This is a genomic window from Streptomyces sp. NPDC016562, from assembly GCF_043076955.1.
Taxonomy (GTDB): Bacteria; Actinomycetota; Actinomycetes; order Streptomycetales; family Streptomycetaceae; genus Streptomyces.
Genome location: NZ_JBIBRZ010000004.1, coordinates 144,358 through 159,797 on the forward strand (window position 1 = coordinate 144,358; position 15,440 = coordinate 159,797).

17 protein-coding genes are annotated in these 15,440 nt (G+C 71.4%); 7 read left to right on the forward strand and 10 right to left on the reverse strand.

The window, feature by feature from the left end; all coding sequences use genetic code 11:
• Nucleotides 1-51: 51 nt before the first annotated feature.
• Together ACF059_RS19080 and ACF059_RS19085 are read left to right on the forward strand one after the other, a co-directional pair.
• Nucleotides 52-513, forward strand: a complete 462-nt coding sequence (locus ACF059_RS19080; protein WP_361946059.1) for a phage holin family protein — start codon at nt 52-54, stop codon at nt 511-513.
• The gene (locus ACF059_RS19085) at nt 510-1,469 is read left to right on the forward strand and encodes an alpha/beta hydrolase (RefSeq protein WP_360895097.1); all 960 of its coding nucleotides are present in this window, start codon (nt 510-512) and stop codon (nt 1,467-1,469) included. Before ACF059_RS19080 ends, ACF059_RS19085 begins: the two co-directional genes overlap by 4 nt.
• Before the next feature lie 367 nt (nt 1,470-1,836).
• Here the strand turns inward: ACF059_RS19085 and ACF059_RS19090 are convergent, their stop codons facing one another.
• From ACF059_RS19090 to nth, 3 genes are read right to left on the reverse strand one after another with little or no spacing between them, the layout of a single operon-like run.
• Nucleotides 1,837-3,039 (reverse strand): MarP family serine protease, encoded by a 1,203-nt coding sequence (locus ACF059_RS19090; RefSeq protein WP_392058455.1) that lies wholly within the window; start codon nt 3,037-3,039, stop codon nt 1,837-1,839.
• A gap of 13 nt (nt 3,040-3,052) precedes the next feature.
• A complete protein-coding gene (locus ACF059_RS19095; RefSeq protein WP_392058458.1) occupies nt 3,053-3,775 on the reverse strand; it encodes an NUDIX hydrolase in 723 nt (240 codons plus the stop codon).
• Nucleotides 3,776-3,834: 59 nt separating this feature from the next.
• The gene (gene nth, locus ACF059_RS19100; protein WP_392058461.1) at nt 3,835-4,707 is read right to left on the reverse strand and encodes an endonuclease III; all 873 of its coding nucleotides are present in this window, start codon (nt 4,705-4,707) and stop codon (nt 3,835-3,837) included.
• A 250-nt stretch (nt 4,708-4,957) separates the two neighbouring features.
• Between nth and ACF059_RS19105 the strand changes: the two genes are divergently transcribed.
• Together ACF059_RS19105 and ACF059_RS19110 are read left to right on the forward strand one after the other, a co-directional pair.
• Nucleotides 4,958-5,632 (forward strand): Crp/Fnr family transcriptional regulator, encoded by a 675-nt coding sequence (locus tag ACF059_RS19105; protein ID WP_003981529.1) that lies wholly within the window; start codon nt 4,958-4,960, stop codon nt 5,630-5,632.
• A 158-nt stretch (nt 5,633-5,790) separates the two neighbouring features.
• The gene (locus ACF059_RS19110) at nt 5,791-6,609 is read left to right on the forward strand and encodes a nucleotidyltransferase (RefSeq protein WP_392058464.1); all 819 of its coding nucleotides are present in this window, start codon (nt 5,791-5,793) and stop codon (nt 6,607-6,609) included.
• 38 nt (nt 6,610-6,647) lie between these two features.
• Here ACF059_RS19110 and ACF059_RS19115 read toward each other — a convergent pair whose 3' ends face one another.
• From ACF059_RS19115 to ACF059_RS19135, 5 genes are all read right to left on the reverse strand, one after another.
• On the reverse strand, nt 6,648-6,947 hold the full coding sequence (locus ACF059_RS19115) for a hypothetical protein (protein ID WP_392058467.1): 300 nt from the start codon (nt 6,945-6,947) through the stop codon (nt 6,648-6,650).
• Nucleotides 6,944-7,789 carry an MBL fold metallo-hydrolase gene (locus ACF059_RS19120; RefSeq protein ID WP_392058470.1) on the reverse strand — a complete coding sequence of 282 codons (846 nt, stop codon included), beginning with the start codon at nt 7,787-7,789 and terminating at the stop codon, nt 6,944-6,946. The genes ACF059_RS19115 and ACF059_RS19120 overlap by 4 nt, the downstream gene beginning before the upstream one ends.
• Nucleotides 7,786-8,688 carry an NUDIX hydrolase gene (locus ACF059_RS19125; RefSeq protein ID WP_392058473.1) on the reverse strand — a complete coding sequence of 301 codons (903 nt, stop codon included), beginning with the start codon at nt 8,686-8,688 and terminating at the stop codon, nt 7,786-7,788. The genes ACF059_RS19120 and ACF059_RS19125 overlap by 4 nt, the downstream gene beginning before the upstream one ends.
• Before the next feature lie 112 nt (nt 8,689-8,800).
• Nucleotides 8,801-9,274, reverse strand: coding sequence for a RidA family protein (locus ACF059_RS19130; protein WP_392058476.1), 474 nt, complete (start codon nt 9,272-9,274; stop codon nt 8,801-8,803).
• Nucleotides 9,271-9,432, reverse strand: coding sequence for a DUF4177 domain-containing protein (locus tag ACF059_RS19135; RefSeq protein ID WP_007264966.1), 162 nt, complete (start codon nt 9,430-9,432; stop codon nt 9,271-9,273). The genes ACF059_RS19130 and ACF059_RS19135 overlap by 4 nt, the downstream gene beginning before the upstream one ends.
• Nucleotides 9,433-9,503: 71 nt before the next feature.
• Here ACF059_RS19135 and ACF059_RS19140 point away from each other — a divergent pair, with 71 nt between their 5' ends.
• Complete coding sequence (locus ACF059_RS19140; protein WP_392058479.1) at nt 9,504-10,487, forward strand: ArsA family ATPase; 984 nt, start codon at nt 9,504-9,506, stop codon at nt 10,485-10,487.
• On the forward strand, nt 10,484-11,794 hold the full coding sequence (locus ACF059_RS19145) for an ArsA family ATPase (protein WP_392058482.1): 1,311 nt from the start codon (nt 10,484-10,486) through the stop codon (nt 11,792-11,794). Before ACF059_RS19140 ends, ACF059_RS19145 begins: the two co-directional genes overlap by 4 nt.
• 29 nt (nt 11,795-11,823) lie before the next feature.
• Here ACF059_RS19145 and ACF059_RS19150 read toward each other — a convergent pair whose 3' ends face one another.
• Entirely contained in the window at nt 11,824-12,174 is a 351-nt protein-coding gene (locus tag ACF059_RS19150; protein ID WP_030648100.1) for a WhiB family transcriptional regulator, read from the reverse strand.
• A gap of 385 nt (nt 12,175-12,559) precedes the next feature.
• On the opposite strand from ACF059_RS19150, the gene ACF059_RS19155 reads away from it, so the two are divergent.
• A complete protein-coding gene (locus ACF059_RS19155) occupies nt 12,560-14,830 on the forward strand; it encodes a transglycosylase domain-containing protein (protein ID WP_392058485.1) in 2,271 nt (756 codons plus the stop codon).
• A 99-nt stretch (nt 14,831-14,929) separates the two neighbouring features.
• Here the strand turns inward: ACF059_RS19155 and ACF059_RS19160 are convergent, their stop codons facing one another.
• Entirely contained in the window at nt 14,930-15,391 is a 462-nt protein-coding gene (locus ACF059_RS19160; protein WP_392058488.1) for a GatB/YqeY domain-containing protein, read from the reverse strand.
• Nucleotides 15,392-15,440 lie beyond the last annotated feature (49 nt).

Below are 15,440 nucleotides of genomic sequence, written 5' to 3' on the forward strand. Positions count from 1 at the left end.
CCGCGGACCGCAGCGCAGCCGCACGGCAGCAGACGACAAAGGGAGAGAGCGATGAGCGCAGTGGACGACGACGCGGCACGGGGAGCCGAGCGCACGCTCGGCCAACTGGTCGCCTCGGCCACCGCCGAGATGTCCGCCCTGGTGCACGACGAGATCGCCCTCGCCAAGGCGGAGCTGCGCCAGGACGTCAAGCGCGTGGGCATCGGCAGCGCCTCCATGGGGGCGGCCGCCGCGCTCGCGCTCTTCTCGCTCCCGGCGCTGACCATGGCCGCGGCCTACGGGATCCACAACCTCGGCCTCGGGCTCGCATGGTCCTTCCTGATCGTCGGCGGCGCGTTCCTGCTCATCGCGGGGCTGCTCGTGCTGCTCGGCGTACGGAAGTTCAAGAGGGTCAAGCCGCCGGAGAAGTCCATCGCCTCCGTCAAACAGACCGCCGCGCTGGTCGGGACCGTCAAGCCGCACCCGCGGCCGGTGAGTGACCAGGCTGTGGGTGTGGCACGCTCGTCCTCATGACAGCGCCCACGCCGGATTCCAGCATTCCCCCCACAGCGGCCACGGCGGTACGGCTCGACCTCCCCGGCGGGCAGGCGGTCACCCACCGGGACGTCGCCGCCAACGGCGCCCGCTTCCACGTCGCCGAGCTCGGTGACGGGCCGCTGGTGCTGCTGCTCCACGGCTTCCCGCAGTTCTGGTGGACCTGGCGGCACCAGATGGTCGCGCTCGCCGACGCCGGATACCGGGCGGTCGCGATGGACCTGCGCGGGGTGGGCGGCAGCGACCGCACCCCGCGCGGTTACGACCCCGCCAATCTGGCGCTCGACATCACCGGGGTCGTACGGTCCCTCGGCGAGCCGGACGCCGCCCTGGTCGGGCACGACCTGGGCGGGTACCTCGCCTGGACGGCGGCGGTGATGCGGCCCAAGCTGGTGCGCCGGCTCGTCGTCTCCTCCATGCCGCACCCGCGCCGCTGGCGCTCGGCGATGCTGTCGGACTTCGGGCAGACGCGGGCCAGTTCGCACATCTGGGGCTTCCAGCGGCCGTTCGTCCCCGAGCGGCAGCTCGTCGCCGACGGCGGGGCGCTCGTAGGGGATCTGATCCGGGACTGGTCGGGGCCGCGGCTGCCCGAGGAGGAGGACCTCGCCGTGTACCGGCGGGCCATGTGCATCCCGTCCACCGCGCACTGCTCGATCGAGCCGTACCGCTGGATGATGCGGTCGATGGCGCGGCCCGACGGACTCCAGTTCAACCGGCGGATGAAGCGGCCGGTGCGGGTGCCGACGCTGCATCTGCACGGCTCGCTCGACCCGGTGATGCGGACGCGCAGTGCGGCCGGCTCGGGCGAGTACGTCGAAGCGCCCTACCGGTGGCGGCTGTTCGACGGGCTCGGGCACTTCCCGCACGAGGAGGACCCCGTGGCCTTCTCGACGGAGCTGGTGAACTGGCTGAAGGATCCGGAGCCGGACCGCTGACCAGCCGCTGACCAGACCACTGAAGAGCTACTGACCGGCCCCTGAAGCGTGGGCAGTTGGCTCATCGGATCGTCCTACGAGCATTCAATTGCCCGGCGCATAGGCCAATTGGCCGCCGCTGACGGGATTACCGACCTTGGGGCCCGGGCAGAGCTCGGAGTATGAGCTGGACGCACGACCACGGTGAGACCGCGCACGAACGCCGCTCGGCAGCTACGCCGGGCGCTTACGAGAGGGCCGGCCGGCACGGCCACGACCTCCGCCTCGGAATTCCGCGCATCCTGCGCCGCCGCGCCCGCTGGGTCTCGGCGCGCCTGCGCCACCCGAGGACGTAGGAAGCCGGCGGCGGCCGCAGGCGGCGGGTGAATCAGAGCGCGCAGCCCTGGCTCTCGACCCGCCGGTCGGCGGCCTTGCCGATCCGGATGTCGTCGCGGATCTCGTCCACCGTCAGCGCGTAACCGGTGTTCGGATCGTCGAGGGACTTCGCGAAGACGACCCCGTACACCTTGCCGTCGGGCGTCAGCAGCGGGCCGCCGGAGTTGCCCTGCCGGACCGTCGCGAAGAGCGAGTAGACGTCGCGTCGGACGGTGCCGCGGTGGTAGATGTCCGGGCCGTTGGCGTTGATCCGTCCGCGGACGCGGGCCGAGCGGACGTCGTACGCGCCGTTCTCCGGGAAGCCGGCGACGATCGCGTCGCTGCCGCTCACCGCGTCCTTGTCGGTGAACTCCAGCGCCGGGGCCTTCAGCTTGGGCACGTCCAGGACCGCGATGTCGCGCTCCCAGTCGTAGAGCACGACCTTGCCGTCGTACAGCTTGCCCTCGCCGCCGATCTGCACGGTCGGCTCGCCGACCCCGCCGACGACGTGCGCGTTGGTCATGACCTTGCCGGGCGCGAAGACGAAGCCCGTGCCCTCCAGCACCTTGCTGCAGCTGGGCGCGGTGCCGACGACCTTCACGATCGAGCGCTTGGCCTGCTCGGCGACCGGGCTGGTGGCGAGGTCCGGGTCCGGTGCCTGCACCTCGGTGATGGGCTCGTTCGAGAACGGGGTGAACACCTGCGGGAAGCCGTTGCGCGCCAGGGCGGAGCTGAAGTCCGAGAACCAGGTGTTCGCCTGGTCGGGCAGCACCCTGGACACGCCGAGGAGCACCTTGGAGTTGCGCACCTCCTTGCCCAGCGTGGGCAGCGAGGTCCCGGCGAGCGCCGAACCGATCAGCCAGGCCACCAGCAGCATCGCGACCACGTTGACCAGGGCGCCGCCGGTCGCGTCGAGGGCGCGCGCGGGTGACCAGGTGATCTGGCGGCGCACCCGGTTCCCCAGATGGGTGGTCAGGGCCTGGCCGATCGAGGCGCAGACGATGATCACGACGACGGCGACGACCACGAGCGTGGTGGACACCTGGGTGCCGTTGTCCGTCACCCGGTCCCAGATCAGCGGGAGCAGGGACACGGCGACGAGGCCACCGCCGAGGAATCCGATCACCGACAGGATGCCGACGACGAACCCCTGGCGGTAGCCGACGATCGCGAACCACACGGCGGCGAGCAACAACAGGATGTCCAGCACGTTCACGTGGGTCACCGTCTCATGCGCGCCAGTCGAGCGGGACCTGCCGCGACCGGTCCCAGGGGCGCTCCCACCCCGCGAAGTGCAGGATCCGGTCGATCACTCCGGCGGTGAAACCCCAGACCAGAGCGGATTCGACGGTGAAGCCGGGCCCCTGGTGGCCGCCCGGGTGGACGGCCATGACCCGGTGCTCCGGGTCCGTGAGATCGGCCACGGGAACCGTGAAGACGCGGGCCGTCTCGGCCGGGTCCACGGCGCCGACCGGGCTCGGGGTGCGCCACCACCCGAGGACGGGCGTCACCACGAACTCGCTGACCGGGATGTAGAGCCGCGGCAGCACCCCGAAGAGCTGCACCCCGGAGGGGTCGAGCCCCGTCTCCTCCTCGGCCTCCCTCAGCGCGGCGCGCAGCGGGCCGGTGGTGTGCGGATCGCCGTCCTGCGGATCGAGGGCGCCGCCGGGGAAGGACGGCTGGCCCGCGTGCGAGCGCAGGGTGCCGGCGCGCTCCATGAGCAGCAGCTCGGGGCCACGGGCGCCCTCGCCGAACAGGACGAGCACAGCCGACTGCCGCCCGCGGCCGTCCTCGGGCGGCAGGAACCGGCTCAGCTGGCGCGGCTGGACCGTCTGGGCGAGCGCGACGACGGGGTCGAGCCACCCGGGCAGGCCGTCGGTGGTGAGGCTCGCGCCCCCGCCCTCGCGGGTGGCCGCCGCCGTCTCGTCCCGGGTACCGCTACCGCGCGTCATAGGCATCCCTGTCCGTGTGCTCCCACACCGCCAAACGCGGTACGGGTACCGATTCGTTCCTACGGCTGCTGCGGCGCCGCCGCCGGGGCCGGCAGGCCCGGGTAGTCCGGGGGCGGGCGCAGCCGCTGGCCCGGCTGGCCGCCCTTCTCGTACTTGAGCAGCTTCCGCGCCTTCTCCGGGTCCGTCTCGCCCTCCCCGTACGCCGGGCAGAGCGGGGCGATCGGGCAGGCCCCGCAGGCCGGCTTGCGGGCGTGGCAGATCCGCCGGCCGTGGAAGACGACCCGGTGCGAGAGCATCGTCCACTCGCTCTTGGGGAAGATCGCGCAGATCTCGGCCTCGACCTTCTCGGGATCCTCCTGCTCGGTCCACTTCCAGCGGCGCACCAGCCGTCCGAAATGGGTGTCCACAGTGATCCCGGGGACACCGAACGCATTGCCGAGGACCACGTTCGCCGTCTTGCGGCCCACTCCGGGCAGGGTCACCAGGTCCTCGATCCGGCCCGGCACCTCCCCGCCGAAGTTGTCCCGCAGGGCCTGCGAGAGGCCGAGCAGGGCCCTGGACTTGGCCCGGAAGAACCCGGTCGGCCGGATCAGCTCCTCCAGATGCGCGGGATCGGCCGCGGCCATGTCCTCGGGGGTCGGGTAGGCGGCGAAGAGGGCCGGCGTCGTCTGGTTCACCCGCAGGTCGGTGGTCTGCGCGGACAGCACCGTCGCGACGAGCAGCTCGAAGGGATTGCGGAAGTCGAGCTCCGGATGGGCGTACGGATAGATCTCGGCCAGCTCGCGGTTGATGCGGCGCGCCCTGCGCACCATGGCCAGACGCGATTCGGCGCGCTGAGCCGCGGGCGCCGTCTTCGGTTTCTTGGCCGAAACTTTGCTCTGGGGGGTGGCCGCGGCCTCCCCGGACGCCTTCAATGGGGCGTGTTCGCCCACGGCTGAATTCTGGGCGTCGCTCACTCCAGCGGACCCCTTGGCCTGTGCTCTCACCGGCTTATTGGACACCCAGCCAGCCTAAGGCCGACCGCTGACACCCGTCCGGACCTCAGGTAACACCACCCCGATTGGCTTCTCGCCGCACAGCACGCCCGTGCGTCCGGCATCCTTGTGATTGATCGCACTGTTTGAGCCGTCCGGCAAAATGGGGACACGGTCCCCTGAGCTGGTCGACATAGGAGAGAGACTCGTGGACGACGTTCTGCGGCGCGCCCCGCTCTTCGCGGCGCTCGATGACGAGCAGGCCGCGGAGCTCCGCGCCTCCATGGGCGAGGTGACCCTCGCACGCGGTGACGCCCTGTTCCACGAGGGCGACCCCGGCGACCGGCTGTATGTCGTGACCGAGGGCAAGGTGAAGCTGCACCGCACCTCCCCCGACGGTCGCGAGAACATGCTGGCCGTCCTCGGTCCCGGTGAGCTGATCGGCGAGCTCTCGCTCTTCGACCCGGGCCCGCGCACCGCCACCGCCACCGCGCTGACCGAGGTCAAGCTCCTCGGCCTCGGCCACGGTGACCTGCAGCCCTGGCTCAACGCCCGGCCCGAGGTCGCGACCGCGCTGCTGCGCGCCGTCGCCCGGCGCCTGCGCAAGACCAACGACCAGATGTCCGACCTGGTCTTCTCCGACGTCCCAGGCCGTGTGGCGCGGGCGCTCCTCGACCTGTCGCGCCGCTTCGGCGTGCAGTCGGAGGAGGGCATCCACGTGGTGCACGACCTCACGCAGGAGGAGCTCGCCCAGCTCGTCGGCGCCTCGCGCGAAACCGTGAACAAGGCCCTGGCCGACTTCGCGGGCCGCGGCTGGCTCCGCCTGGAGGCCCGCGCGGTGATCCTCCTGGACGTGGAGCGCCTCGCGAAGCGCTCCCGCTGACGCTCGTCACAGCCCTTCGAGGGGTCCCGCCCGGTGGGTGGGGCCCCTTTCGGCGTATCGGGGCGGACGCCGTCACGGACCGCGCCCCGCATCCCCGCTTCGAACGCCGGAGCGACCCCCGCGTGACCCCGCGCGCCCCGGAGCCGCACAGTGGACGCATGGAGCGCAGAGGCGTGGACGCGTACGGGTACATCGAGCGGGAGGGGTCGCTCGGCCAGGTCCAGAGCGAGTTCAGGGGCCTCGTCGCGGCCGCCCGGGAGCGGATCGCGCAGGCGTACGGGCGCCGGCTGCACAGCGCCTACCTGTACGGGTCCGTGCCCCGCGGGACGGCCCGGCCCGGGCGCTCCGGCCTCGACCTGCTGCTCGCCCTGCACCACGAGCCCGGCGCGGACGACCGCGACACGGCCGAGGTCCTGGCGCGCGGGCTCGACGAGGACTTCCCCGAGATCGACGGCGTCGGCATCCTGCTCCACGGCAAGGACACGCTGCTGAGCGAGGCCGAGCGGTACGACCTCGGCTGGTTCCTCGCCTGTCTCTGCACGCCGCTGCTGGGCGCGGACCTGGCCGAGCACCTGCCGCGCTATCGCCCGGACGGGCTGCTCGCCCGGGAGACCAACGGGGACCTGGCCGCCCTGCTGCCCCGGTGGCGCGAGCGCGTACGGGAGGCGTCGACCCCGCACGAGTACCGGCGGCTGGCCCGCTCCTACGCCCGGCACCTGGTGCGCACCGGATTCACCCTGGTCATGCCCCGGTGGGGCGGCTGGACCAGCGACCTCGCGGAGTCCGCGGAGGTCTTCGGCCGGTACTACCCCGAGCGTGCGGCCCAGAGGCGGGCCGCGGCCTCGGTCGCGCTGGACCCGGTACCGGACCCCGCCGTGCTGCGCTCGTACGTCGAGGACCTCGGCCCCTGGCTCGCGGAGGAGTACGCGGCCCGGCACGGCGTGAAGACGCCCCGCCAGGCCGCTGAGGCCCCCTGACAGGCCCTACGGACGCCCCCGCGGGCGCGAGTGAGCCGCTACGGCTGCTTGGTGAGCTCCAGGGCCTCGACCGCCAGCTTGGCCTCCGCCAGACCCGCCCCGGTGATCCGGCGGTACTCCTTGATCGCGGAGATCGTGCGGTCGGCCCTGAGCAGCGCGCGCACCTCGTCCATCCCCGCGGGCTCCGGCTCCTCGATGCCGAAGTGGTCCAGCACCAGGGCCAGACGGCGTTCCATGAGGTCCGCCTTCCGCTGGAGGCTCTGCACCCGCAGCGTCACCGTCGAGGTGATCCATCCGGCTGTGGCGACCAGCATGACCAGCAGGAACACGGTGTTCATTCGGGCCCTCCAGGGATCAGTCCGTGATCTTGAAGGTACTCCAGCTGCGCCCGCACGGACCATTCCGCGGCCGGCCACAGGGAACGGTCCACGTCCGCGTAGACATGGGCCACCACCGCCTCGGGGGTGACGAAGCCGTTCTCGACGGCGGTCTCGACCTGTGCGAGCCGGTGGGCGCGGTGCGCCAGGTAGAACTCGACGGCGCCCTGGGCGTCCTCCAGGACCGGACCGTGGCCCGGCAGGATGGTGTGCACCCCGTCGTCCACGGTGAGCGAGCGCAGTCGGCGCAGGGAGTCCAGGTAGTCCCCCAGGCGGCCGTCGGGGTGGGCCACGACGGTGGTGCCGCGTCCGAGGATGGTGTCGCCGGTGATCACGGCCCGGTCGGCGGGCAGGTGGAAGCAGAGCGAGTCGCTGGTGTGGCCCGGGGTCGGGACCACGCGCAGTTCCAGACCGCCCGTCCGGATCACGTCGCCCGGGGCCAGCCCCTCGCCGCCGAGGCGCAGGGCCGGGTCCAGGGCGCGCACGGGGGTGCCGGTGAGCTCGGCGAACCGGCCCGCGCCCTCGGCGTGGTCGGGGTGGCCGTGGGTGAGCAGGGTCAGGGCGATCCGCTTGCCCGCCCGTTCGGCGGCGGCGATGACCGCCCGCAGGTGTGCCTCGTCCAGCGGGCCCGGGTCGATGACCACGGCCAGGTCGGAGTCGGGCTCGGAGACCAGCCAGGTGTTGGTGCCGTCCAGGGTCATCGCGGAGGCGTTGGGAGCCAGGACGTTGACCGCGCGGGCGGTCGCGGGCCCGGAGGTGACGACCCCCCTGGGCTGGCCGGGCAGGGCTGCGGCGTCGGTCATGCGGGGCCTCCGGGGCGCACTCGCTTGGTGAACTCGTCGTGGCCCGGCCAGCTGAGCACCAGCTCGCCGTCCTCCAGCGCGGCCCGTGCCAGGACGGGGGCCAGGTCCTGCGCCCCGGCGGCCGCGAGCGCGTCGGCGGCGCTCCCGTACGGCTCCAGGGAACGCAGGGTGGAGATGGTCGGGGGCATCATCAGCAGCTCGCCCTTGTCGTAGCCGGCGGCCGCGTCGGCCGGGCGGATCCACACCGTCCGGTCCGCCTCGGTGGAGGCGTTGCGGGTGCGCTGCCCCTCGGGCAGGGCGGCCACGAAGAACCACGTGTCGTAGCGGCGCGGCTCGAACTCCGGGGTGATCCAGCGCGCCCAGGCGCCCAGCAGGTCGGAGCGCAGCCGCAGGCCGCGGCGGTCGAGGAACGCGGCGAAGGACAGCTCCCGCGCCACCAGGGCCTGCCGGTCGCCCTCCCAGTCGTCGCCCGTGGTGTCGCCCACGACCGTGTCCGGGGCCGGACCGGCGAGCAGGACGCCCGCCTCCTCGAAGGTCTCCCGTACGGCGCCGCAGACGATGGCCTGCGCGGTGAGGGGGTCCGTACCGAGGCGGTCGGCCCAGTCCTCCCGGGACGGCCCGGCCCAGCCGACCAGGTGCTCCTCGTCGCGCGGGTCGACCCCGCCGCCGGGGTAGGCGTACGCGCCTCCGGCGAAGGCCATGGAGGCGCGTCGGCGCAGCATGTGCACGGCTGGTCCGTCGGGGGTGTCGCGCAGCAGCATCACGGTGGCGGCGCGGCGGGGGGCCACCGGGGTGAGCGAGCCGTCCGCGAGCGCGCGGATGCGGGCGGGCCACTCCGGCGGGTACCACTGGCCTCCGGCGGGGGGCTCGGGCTGGGGCTGCTGCTGACCATTCGGCATGGCCGGATGCTACGGCCATCCGGGCCGATGTTCGAGGGGACCCGGGACGACGCCCCGGGCCCCGCGCGTCGAAAGCCGGCGGGGCTGAAGGATCCAGCCCCGCCCGCGGGGGTCAGGCTCCCGGAACGAGCTCGACCTGGAACTCGACCTCGACCGGCGCGTCCAGCGGCAGGACCGCCACGCCGACCGCGCTGCGGGCGTGGACGCCCTTGTCGCCGAAAACGGCGCCGAGCAGCTCGCTCGCCCCGTTGAGCACGCCCGGCTGGGCCGTGAAGTCGGGGGCCGAGGCGATGAAGCCGACGACCTTCACGACGCGCGCGACCTTGTCGAGGTCACCGATGACCGACTTGACGGCGGCCAGGGCGTTCAGCGCGCACGTGGCGGCCAGTTCCTTGGCCTGCTCCGGTGAGACCTCGGCGCCGACCTTGCCGGTGACCGGCAGGCTGCCCTTGATCATCGGGAGCTGGCCGGCGGTGTACACGTACGAGCCGGAGCGCACGGCCGGCTGGTAGGTGGCCAGCGGCGGGACGACCTCGGGCAGGGTCAGGCCGAGTTCGGCCAGCTTGGCCTCGACGACACCGCTCATGCCTTCTCCCGCTTGAGGTAGGCCACGAGCTGCTCGGGGTTGTTCGGGCCGGGTACGACCTGGACGAGCTCCCAGCCGTCCTCGCCCCAGGTGTCCAGGATCTGCTTGGTGGCGTGAACCAGCAGCGGAACCGTCGCGTATTCGAACTTCTTGGTCATGGGAGCGAGGGTAGTGCCTGTCTTGCGGGCTCTCGCGCGCCCCGGAAGCCGAGTGGTTAGGCTCGGACGCTGTGAGCAGGCTCCAGGTGGTCAGCGGCAAGGGCGGCACCGGCAAGACCACGGTCGCCGCGGCACTCGCGCTTGCCCTCGCACGCGAGGGCAAGCGGACTCTACTGGTGGAGGTCGAGGGCAGGCAGGGGCTCGCACAGCTCTTCGGCGCCGAGGCGCTCCCGTACGAGGAGCGGAAGATCGCGGTCGCGCCCGGCGGGAGCGGTGAGGTCTTCGCGCTCGCCATCGACGCCGAGCGGGCGTTGCTGGACTACCTCCAGATGTTCTACAAGCTCGGCTCGGCGGGCCGCGCGCTCAAGAAGCTCGGCGCGATCGACTTCGCCACGACCATCGCCCCCGGGCTGCGGGACGTGCTGCTGACGGGCAAGGCCTGCGAGGCGGTGCGCCGCAAGGACAAGACGGGCCGCTTCGTCTACGACCACGTGATCATGGACGCGCCGCCGACCGGGCGGATCACCCGGTTCCTGAACGTCAACGACGAGGTGGCGGGCCTGGCCCGGTTCGGGCCGATCCACAACCAGGCGCAGGCCGTCATGAAGGTGCTCAAGTCCCCCGAGACGGCCGTGCACCTGGTCACCCTCCTGGAGGAGATGCCCGTCCAGGAGACCGCGGACGGCATCGCGGAGCTCCAGGAGGCCGGGCTGCCCGTCGGCCGCGTCGTCGTCAACATGGTCCGGCCGCACCACCTGGACGAGGACACCCTGCGCACCGCGGCCGGAGACCACCGCGCCGGCGTCGCCCGGGCGTTGTCCCGGGCGGGCCTGGGCGGCGCGCGCCGCGGCGGGCTGGCCGAGCGGCTGGTGGACCCGCTGCTCGCGCAGGCCGCCGAGCACGCGAGCCGGGTGGAGCTGGAGCGCGAACAGCGCGCCGTACTGGCGGGGCTGGACCTGCCGACGTACGAACTCCCGCTGCTCGGGGCGGGGATGGATCTGGCCGGGCTGTACGAGCTGGCCAAGGAACTGCGCAAGCAGACGGTGGCCGAATGAGCGAGGGGGTGGACACCGTGGGCCTCGACACTCCGCCGAAGCTGGCGGTCGACGGGCTGCTGGACGACCCGCAGACCCGGATCATCGTGTGCTGCGGGGCGGGCGGGGTCGGCAAGACCACCACGGCCGCCGCGCTCGGCGTACGGGCGGCCGAGCGCGGGCGCAAGGCGGTCGTGCTCACGATCGACCCGGCGCGCCGGCTCGCGCAGTCGATGGGGATCGACTCGCTGGACAACACCCCGCGCAAGGTGGCGACCGTGGGGACGGGAGCCGCGGCGGGCGGCGGTGAACTGCACGCCATGATGCTGGACATGAAGCGGACCTTCGACGAGATCGTCGAGGCGCACGCGGACGCGGAGCGGGCCCGGGCCATCCTCGCGAACCCCTTCTACCAGTCGCTGTCGGCCGGCTTCGCGGGCACGCAGGAGTACATGGCGATGGAGAAGCTGGGGCAGCTGCGGGCCCGCGACGACTGGGACCTGATCATCGTGGACACGCCGCCGAGCCGGTCCGCGCTGGACTTCCTGGACGCGCCCAAGCGCCTCGGGTCCTTCCTGGACGGGAAGTTCATCCGGGTGCTGATGGCTCCCGCGAAGGTGGGCGGCCGGGCCGGCATGAAGTTCCTGAATGTCGGCATGTCGATGATGACGGGCACGCTCAGCAAGCTCATGGGGGCCTCGCTGCTGAAGGACGTGCAGACGTTCGTCGCCGCGATGGACACGATGTTCGGGGGATTTCGCACGCGCGCCGACGCGACCTTCCGGCTGCTCCAGGCTCCCGGCACGGCCTTCCTCGTGGTCGCGGCGCCCGAACCGGACGCCTTGCGCGAGGCGGCGTACTTCGTGGAGCGGCTGGCCGCGGAGCGCATGCCGCTGGCCGGGCTGGTGTTGAACCGGGTGCACACGAGCGGCGCCGGCCAGCTGTCGGCCGAACGGGCGTTGGCCGCCGCGGAGAATCTTGAAGAGGGCGGCATTGTCGATCAGGAGGCCGGGAAAGCTGGACTTCGTGACGCGGTCGATCCCGCATCCGATCCTTCGTCCGCTCCTCCGTCCGACCACGACCACGATCACGACCCCGACCCCGACGACTCACCCGATGTGGACGAGATCACGGCAGGACTGCTGCGTCTGCACGCCGAACGGATGCAGGTGATCGCGCGTGAGCAGCGCACACGCGATCGCTTCACCTCACTGCACCCGGAGGTGGCGGTGGCCGAAGTGGCCGCCCTGCCCGGCGATGTACACGACCTCGCCGGGCTGCGGGCCATCGGAGAGCGACTCGCGGCCGGGGTTCCGGCCGGAGCGTAGGCGTTCGTACGACGTGGCGGCCGTGTGATCTACCCGGCTGCCGCGTACGTCTCGTACGGGACGTCGATCTCCGCGTCTGCATCCATGGTGAGGATGCCCGTGCTGCGCTCGTACTCCGTTCGTGCGGTTTCGAGCAGCCGTCGCCACGAGGTGACGGTGGGACGCCGGCGCAACAGCGCACGTCGTTCCCGCTCGGTCATTCCACCCCACACGCCGAACTCGACACGGTTGTCGAGCGCGTCGGCCAGGCATTCGGTCCGCACCGGACATCCGGTGCACACCGCCTTGGCCCTGTTCTGTGCCGCTCCTTGAACGAACAGTTCATCCGGATCGGTAGTGCGGCAGGCTGCCTGCGCACTCCAGTCGGTAACCCAGCCCATCCCGGCGCCGTCCTCTCCCGAATCGAGGCTCCCCCACGGCGGTAGCGGCATATTCACCGCTGCCAGTTGAGGACGTTACGGAAGGCGGGCACGGTGCAACACCCCCGACGGGCCCAATCTTGAATGGTCCGAACGGACTATGGGTAAGCGGCAGATCACCCGACGGAGTGATCCGGCGACATGCCCGACCATTCCGGCAATTCGGGTGTAATCGGCGGCTCGGCTTCAGCTGGGGGGCGAGATTCGGACATGAGTCCACCCCATTCAGGAAGGGTGAAAATCAAGCCGCGGGGTTGATGTCGCACCACACCGCTGTGACAGTTGGGGACAGCTTAGGCCAAGGCATTCGCGCGTGTCCGGCGAATCAGAACGTAGGCTGCCCTCCATGGGAAAGAAGCGCTCGGGCGGCGGGCTCACGGGGAGCCAGCAGGCCGCCAAGTTCCTCGGTGTGTCCGTTCTCTCCGGAGTTGTGCTGGCCGGCATGGCGATTCCGGCCGCAGGCGCCCTGGGGCTGGCAGCCAAGGGCACGGTCGAGGGATTCGATGAGATCCCGGCCAATCTCAAGACTCCGCCACTGAGCCAGCGGACCACGATTCTGGACGCGGAAGGTGGCCTGATCGCCACCATCTATTCACGCGACCGTCAGGTGGTCCCGCTCACGGCGATCTCCCCGTACATGCAGAAGGCGATCGTCGCGATCGAGGACTCGCGTTTCTACGAGCACGGCGCCGTCGACCTCAAGGGCATCCTGCGCGCGGTCAACCAGAACGCGCAGGAGGGCGGCGCGGCCCAGGGCGCCTCCACGCTCACCCAGCAGTACGTGAAGAACGTGTTCGTCGAAGAGGCCGGCGACGACGAGACCAAGGTGCGCGAGGCCCAGGAGAAGAGCCTCGGGCGAAAGATCCGCGAGCTGAAGTACTCGATCCAGGTCGAGGAGGAGCTCGGGAAGAAGAAGATCCTCGAGAACTACCTCAACATCACGTACTTCGGCCAGCAGGCGTACGGAATCGAATCCGCCGCCCAGCGCTACTTCAGCAAGCCCGCCAAGGACCTGACGCTGGAGGAGGCCGCGCTGCTGGCGGGCGTCGTCCAGTCGCCGAGCCGGTACGACCCGGTGAACGACGCGCAGGAGGCGATGAAGCGCCGCAACGTCGTCCTCCAGCGGATGGCCGACACCAAGGATGTCTCGCAGGCGGAGGCGGACGCGGCGAAGGCGAAGCCGGTCACCCTGAAGGTGACCAAGCCCAAGAACGGCTGCATCACCGCGGTCAAGGGCGCGGGCTTCTTCTGCGACTACGTGCGCAACTCCTTCCTGACCGACCCGGTCTTCGGCAAGACGCGCGAGGAGCGGGCGAAGGTCTGGAACCAGGGCGGTCTGACCGTACGCACCACCCTGGACCCGCAGTCGCAGGACGCGGCCAACGAGTCGATCAAGGACCACGTCTACCAGGAGGACGCGATCGCGACGGCTGTGACCATGGTCCAGCCGGGCACCGGCCGCGTGCTGGCGATGGGTCAGTCCAAGCCGTACGGCTTCGGGAAGAACGAGACGCAGATCAACTACTCCGTGGACAAGCGGATGGGCGGCTCGAACTTCGGCTTCCAGGTCGGCTCGACCTTCAAGCCGTTCATCGCCGCCGCCGCGCTGGAGCGGGGCCTGCCCCCGACGAAGGTGTACGGGGCGCCGAACAAGATGGACTACCCGAGCGGGATCTCCCGCTGTGACGGCACGCAGTACGTCAACACCACCAAGGAATCGGCGGAGAACGAGACCGAGGACGAGATCGGCCCCTACGCGCTCAGGACCGCGATGGAGAAGTCGATCAACACCTACTTCGTCGAGATGATCTCCGAGATCGGCCTGTGCCCGGTGGCGGAGATGACGCAGAAGCTCGGCGTGGTGCCGGCGAGCGGCGCGAAGCTGGCCGACGGTCCCGCCATCGCGCTCGGCGCGGAGGAGATGTCCCCGCTGACGATGGCCAACGCGTACGCGGCCTTCGCCAACCGCGGCGTCTACTGCACCCCCGTCGCCATCGAGTCGATCACCGACGCGCACGGCAAGGCGCTCTCGGTCCCGAAGAGCAAGTGCGACCGGGCGATGTCGGAGACGACCGCCGACACCATCAACACCCTGCTGAGCGGTGTGGTCGACTCCGGCACCGGTGAGCGGGCCGGCCTGACCGACCGGGACAGCGCGGGCAAGACCGGTACGACGGACTCCCGCTACAACGCCTGGTTCGTGGGCTACACCCCGAACATCTCCGGCGCGGTGTGGGTCGGCTCCGGCGGGGCGAAGAAGATCACGATGGAGAACATCGTGATCGGCGGCAAGCCCTACGACAAGGTCTTCGGTGGCGGCCTGCCCGGCCCGATCTGGAAGGACGCGGTGACCGGTGCACTGTCCGGCCGTGAGGCCCTGCGCTTCACCACGGTCAGCATCCCGGAACCGAACGTCCCCTCCGGCGGCCCCCGCGGCAACAAGCCGTCCACCAACCCGACCAAGCCCGGCAAGCCCCATGACGGCAAGCCCGGCGGGCGGCCCGGTGGCCAGACCGCCGGAGCCACCGGCGGCACGGGCGGCACCGAACCGGAGACCCCCTTCCCCGGGATCACGATCTCCCCGGGCGGCCTGATCGGCGGCCGCGACGACCAGTAGGAGCGGTCGGCGCGCGACGCACTGCATGAGGGGAGGGCCCCGGCCGCAATCGGCCGGGGCCCTCCCCTCATGTTCTTAAGAGAACCGCTGCGGGCGCTGCTACGAGAGCTGCTGCTTGACGACGGCGGCGACGCGCCCGCCGTCCGCCAGCCCCTGGACCTTCGGGTTCACGATCTTCATGACGGCGCCCATGGCCCGCGGCCCCTCCGCGCCCGCCGCCTTGGCCTCCGCGACGGCCTGCGCCACGATCGCGATGAGCTCGTCGTCGGTGAGCTGCTTGGGCAGGTAGGTGTCGAGGAACTCGCCCTCCGCGGTCTCCCGGGCGGCCTGCTCGGGACGCCCGCCCTGGGCGAAGGCCTCTGCGGCCTCGCGGCGCTTCTTCGCCTCCTTGGCGATCACCCGGAGGACTTCCTCGTCGGAGAGCACGCGTGCCTCCTTGCCCGCGACCTCCTGGTTGGTGATGGCGGAGAGGGTCAGGCGCAGCGTGGACGAGTGCAGCTCGTTCCGCTCCCTGATCGCGGTCGTGAGGTCTTCCTGGAGCTTGGCCTTGAGCGTGGTCATGCACCTGAGTCTGCCAGGTGCGGGGCCGGTGGCGCCCATTGGTTTTCCG